We start from the raw sequence: 4094 nt of genomic DNA, 5'->3' as shown, positions 1-4094 counted from the left end.
TGGTGGAGCTGGGGGGAGTTGAACCCCCGTCCGAAAAACCTACATCTTCGGTACTACATGCTTAGCACATTCATTTAGTTAACCCTATGAGCGCCGAATGGCAGGCTATCGTCGGGCGAGCCTGATTGGTTTTAACGTGTTGTCTCCAGGCGAAGACGCGACGCGATTCTGTTAGGGGTGATCTTCCAGAGTCTCAGCTTACAGACATGCGTGAGGGGAAGAGCTCTCTACTGCCTATTAAGCAGCGAGTGCGTAGTTTTCGTCGTTTGCGACTAGTTTTTTGCGGTTTTTTTACGAGGCCTACCGCACCTCGGCATGCACCTAGGAGTTCGTGAATCCCGTCGAATCCAAGATCAGCCCCGAATTCTTTGGTGTAACACTAACACTCTCAGTGTTTGGCTATTGTACGCCTGCTATCTGCTTATAACAAGGAGCAAAATGTTGCAGTGCATTCAATTACCGGTCTTACTTTCTAACTGTCACACCTATTAGATGGTGACAGGCCCGGTAAGTTTCAAGGCCGGGGAAAAAAATTAGCGCTTGCTGTGCTTCATCATCCGTTCTTTTTCGCGCGACCAGTCACGGTCTTTAATATCATCGCGCTTGTCATGCTGCTTTTTACCCTTGGCCAGATGAAACTCGACTTTAACCCAGCAGGCTTTCCAGTACATGGCTGTGGCGATAAGTGTATAGCCATCGCGCTCTTTTAAGCCGATAAGTTTATTTAACTCACGTTTATGCAGCAGCAATTTGCGACTACGATCCGGATCACAGATCACATGACTGGATGCGCTTTTTAACGCCTGTATTTGCGCACCAAACAGATAAGCTTCACCGTCTTTAAGAATAACGTAAGCGTCAGACAAGTTAACTTTGCCTTCACGAATACTCTTTACTTCCCAGCCCTGTAAACTGATACCGGCTTCGTACCGGTCTTCCAGAAAATATTCATGGCGGGCTTTTTTATTGACCGCGATCGTGCCGCTGGTATTTTTAGTTGGTTTTTTTTTGCTCATAATCCGCTATTTTTGCTAACGCGCTGATCGGGTACGCTGCTCTGGATCCCGATAAAGCCGTGCTATGCCGGCCTTGTTGCCCCGCGTTATTCTGTTACAATCAGCAGCGAGTTTTAAGGGGAGTGAGTATGCCACAAATTGAGCGCAGTGCCTTGGTTTTTTACAGCGCGCAACAAATGTTTGACCTGGTTAATGCTATACCAGATTACCCACAATTTTTGCCTGGTTGTAAGTCTGCCGACATTTTAAGCCAGACTGATGATGAGATGGTGGCGAAGTTGCAGGTTTCCAAGGCAGGTATTGGTCAATCTTTTACCACCCGCAATATTTTGCATCCTTATGACCGGATTGACATGCAGTTAGTTGACGGTCCATTTAAACGTTTACAGGGCGGCTGGCAATTTGTGCCGCTAAATGACCATTCCTGTAAAGTAGTACTGCGCCTGGAATTTGAGTTTTCCAGCCGGTTGGTACAGTTTGCTTTTGGTAAAGTCTTTTCTGAGCTGACTGCCGCCATGGTAAATGCGTTTACGCAAAGAGCTAAAGTGGTCTACGGAGCAGGTAATGGCTGAGCAGTTCACTGTTGAAGTTGCCTATGCTCTGCCTCATCAGCAAAGCTTACTGACCTTATCGGTATTGCCGGGAAGTACGGTACTGCAGGTTATTGAGCAGTCAGGTATATTGCAACAGTACCCGGGCATCGATTTAACTCAGCAGAAAATCGGGATCTGGAGCCGACCGGTTAAATCTGATGAACTGGTGAAAGATGGCGATCGGATTGAAATATACCGGCCATTGATCGCCGATCCCAAAGACTTACGTCGCCGCCGTGCCGAGAAGGCGAAAGAGGAAGGGCGAGCCGATAAAGTAACCGGTGGGCGTAAACAGGAACACTAAAAGAACGCAAGGCCTGCAAGCAGGCCTCTTTTTTCAATCCCGGTGGAACAAATCAGATATCAAGTGGAGTATTGAAGTCTTCAGATTTGTTAAAATCGCCTGAAATATCCTGTAATTTATTATCTTTGAATTCAACAATCAGTTGTTTTTCAAAGTTATTTCCACGGCCACCCTTTAATGAATAAAAATAATGCCAGGTATCATTGTCGAATGGGTTGTCAGCCACAGGGCTGCCCAGCACAAATTTAACCTGCTCTTTGGTCATCGCCACCCGCAATTTGTCGATGTCTTTTTGCTCAAGGTAATTGCCTTGTGGCACGTCTATCCGGTAAATCATATTGGAGCAGGCGCTCAGGCTGGCTAGAAAGCTCATTACTACGATAAGTTGTACTACTGTTTTCATCATTTTTGTCTGTTAAGTCCGGTTTTGGCTATCATACCTTATGACAGCCTCACTGAAAAATCTTCTTTCAGACTGCTGGCGCACATAAAAGTTCGCGCGCATTGGCCAGTGCACTGGCGCTGATATTTTCGCCAGCCAGTAAACGTGCGATTTCACCAATCCGCTGCTCGTCATTTAAACGACGCATTCTGGTTTCCGTAGCCTGGCCATCAGTGTATTTTTCAACAAACAATTGTTGGTGTCCCTGACTGGCAACCTGAGGTAAATGGGTGACACAGATAATCTGGGTGGTCTCGCCGAGCTGGCGAAGGAGTTTACCCACACCTGCTGCAACCGGACCACTGATCCCGACATCCACTTCATCGAAAATAAGGGTTGGAGTAGTAATTTTATCGGCCAGAATAACCTGCACTGCTAAACTTATCCGTGATAATTCACCGCCTGATGCGACTTTTGCCAGTGGTTGTAACGGTTGGCCCGGATTTGTCGATACAGTAAAGCTAATCTGGTCCCAGCCATGGCTACTGGCATGCTCCAGACTCAGTGCCTGGACGTTGATTTCGAAGCGCGAATTGGCCATGCTCAGTTCGTGCATACTGGTGGCAATCAGTGTGCTTAACTTTGTAGCAGCCTGCTGCCGTTGCTGATGCAGTTCGCCAGCCAGTTGCTGATACTGCTGCTCCGCGTCAGTCAGCTCAGCTTCCAGCTGGACCAGTCGCTGATCGTCGCCGGTCAGTTCAGCCAGCTGGCTGCTCAGCTGCTGGTGAAACTGCGGCAGCTGATCGAAAGTCACCTGATGTTTGCGGCTTAAACTAAGCCACTGGCCCATCCGCTCGTCGATCTCCTGCAGCTTTTCGGGGTCCAGCTCAACTTTGTCGGCATAGCGGCGTAGCTCACGGCTGGCTTCTTCGGTTTGCATCAGCGCATCAGCTAACATTTGCTGCAGAGGCGCTAAACTGTTATCGAGCTGACAAAGCTGTTCCAGCTGCTGATTAACCACCGACAGTGCCTGATATATAGAGCCCTCATCGCTGTCATACAGTTGTTCAATACACTGCTGGCTCTGGCTTAGCAGGGTCTGACCATGGCTCAACCGGCTTTGCTCTGCTTCCAATTGGGCAAACTCCTCGCTAACAGGTGCAAACTGATCCAGCTCCGCCACCTGGTATTCCAGTAATTGCCGCTGAGCATCCCGTTGCTGCTGGCTTTGCTGCAGCTGCTGGTACTCTTGTTTCAGTGTTTGCCATTGTTGAAAGCAATGTTTCAGTTTCGCCCTGATTGGTAAATTATCTGCAAACGCATCCAGTAGCTGGCGTTGATAATCAGCTTTTAACAGTTGCTGGTGGGCGTGCTGTCCATGAATACTCAATAAGTACTGGCCGAGGGCTTTAAGCTGTTGTGCCGGCACCTGCACACCATTTATATAACCGCGGGAGCGACCTTCATTATTAATCACCCGCCGCACTATACACTCGCTGCCCATCGCCAGATCCTGCTGTTCCAGCCAGTGTTGCGCCTGTGGCAACTTTGCAATATCGAAGGTAGCGACGATATCGGCTTTATCTGCCCCGGGGCGCACGACTGTGGCATCGGCGCGCTCGCCTAAACACAGTGATAATGCATCTATGGCAATAGATTTACCGGCACCGGTTTCACCGGTAATGGTTGACATACCGGTTTGCCAGTCAACTTCCAGTGCCCGCACAATAGCAAAGTTGCTGATATGAAGATGGCTTAGCATGCTGTGACTCCAGTCAGGGAAAATTACTGTTAATAAT

At 48.6% G+C, this 4094-nt stretch carries 5 protein-coding genes and 1 other RNA gene; 2 read left to right on the top strand and 4 right to left on the bottom strand.

Features of this window, described 5'->3' with window-relative positions:
* Together ssrA and smpB are read right to left on the bottom strand one after the other, a co-directional pair.
* Positions 1 to 361: a transfer-messenger RNA gene (gene ssrA, locus R3177_RS13520) on the bottom strand.
* 172 nt (positions 362 to 533) lie between these two features.
* Complete coding sequence (smpB, locus tag R3177_RS13515; RefSeq protein WP_318971549.1) at positions 534 to 1016, bottom strand: SsrA-binding protein SmpB; 483 nt, start codon at positions 1014 to 1016, stop codon at positions 534 to 536.
* Positions 1017 to 1144: 128 nt separating this feature from the next.
* Between smpB and R3177_RS13510 the strand changes: the two genes are divergently transcribed.
* Together R3177_RS13510 and R3177_RS13505 are read left to right on the top strand one after the other, a co-directional pair.
* Entirely contained in the window at positions 1145 to 1588 is a 444-nt protein-coding gene (locus tag R3177_RS13510) for a type II toxin-antitoxin system RatA family toxin (protein WP_318971548.1), read from the top strand.
* Complete coding sequence (locus R3177_RS13505) at positions 1581 to 1913, top strand: RnfH family protein (protein WP_318971547.1); 333 nt, start codon at positions 1581 to 1583, stop codon at positions 1911 to 1913. Before R3177_RS13510 ends, R3177_RS13505 begins: the two co-directional genes overlap by 8 nt.
* Before the next feature lie 52 nt (positions 1914 to 1965).
* Here the strand turns inward: R3177_RS13505 and R3177_RS13500 are convergent, their stop codons facing one another.
* Together R3177_RS13500 and recN are read right to left on the bottom strand one after the other, a co-directional pair.
* Positions 1966 to 2319, bottom strand: coding sequence for an outer membrane protein assembly factor BamE (locus tag R3177_RS13500; RefSeq protein ID WP_318971546.1), 354 nt, complete (start codon positions 2317 to 2319; stop codon positions 1966 to 1968).
* A gap of 64 nt (positions 2320 to 2383) precedes the next feature.
* Positions 2384 to 4094 (bottom strand): DNA repair protein RecN (gene recN / locus R3177_RS13495; RefSeq protein ID WP_318971545.1); only part of this gene is annotated, 1711 nt, incomplete at its 5' end.

Source organism: Arsukibacterium sp. (assembly GCF_033722355.1).
In the GTDB taxonomy this organism is placed as follows: domain Bacteria; phylum Pseudomonadota; class Gammaproteobacteria; order Enterobacterales; family Alteromonadaceae; genus Alishewanella.
This window is presented reverse-complemented; position numbering and strand designations above follow the sequence as displayed.

Coding starts and splice junctions, on each gene's coding strand:
- smpB (WP_318971549.1), bottom strand. CDS start 1,016: ATGAGCAAAAAAAAACCAACTAAAAATACCAGCGGCACGATCGCGGTC.
- R3177_RS13510 (WP_318971548.1), top strand. CDS start 1,145: ATGCCACAAATTGAGCGCAGTGCCTTGGTTTTTTACAGCGCGCAACAA.
- R3177_RS13505 (WP_318971547.1), top strand. CDS start 1,581: ATGGCTGAGCAGTTCACTGTTGAAGTTGCCTATGCTCTGCCTCATCAG.
- R3177_RS13500 (WP_318971546.1), bottom strand. CDS start 2,319: ATGATGAAAACAGTAGTACAACTTATCGTAGTAATGAGCTTTCTAGCC.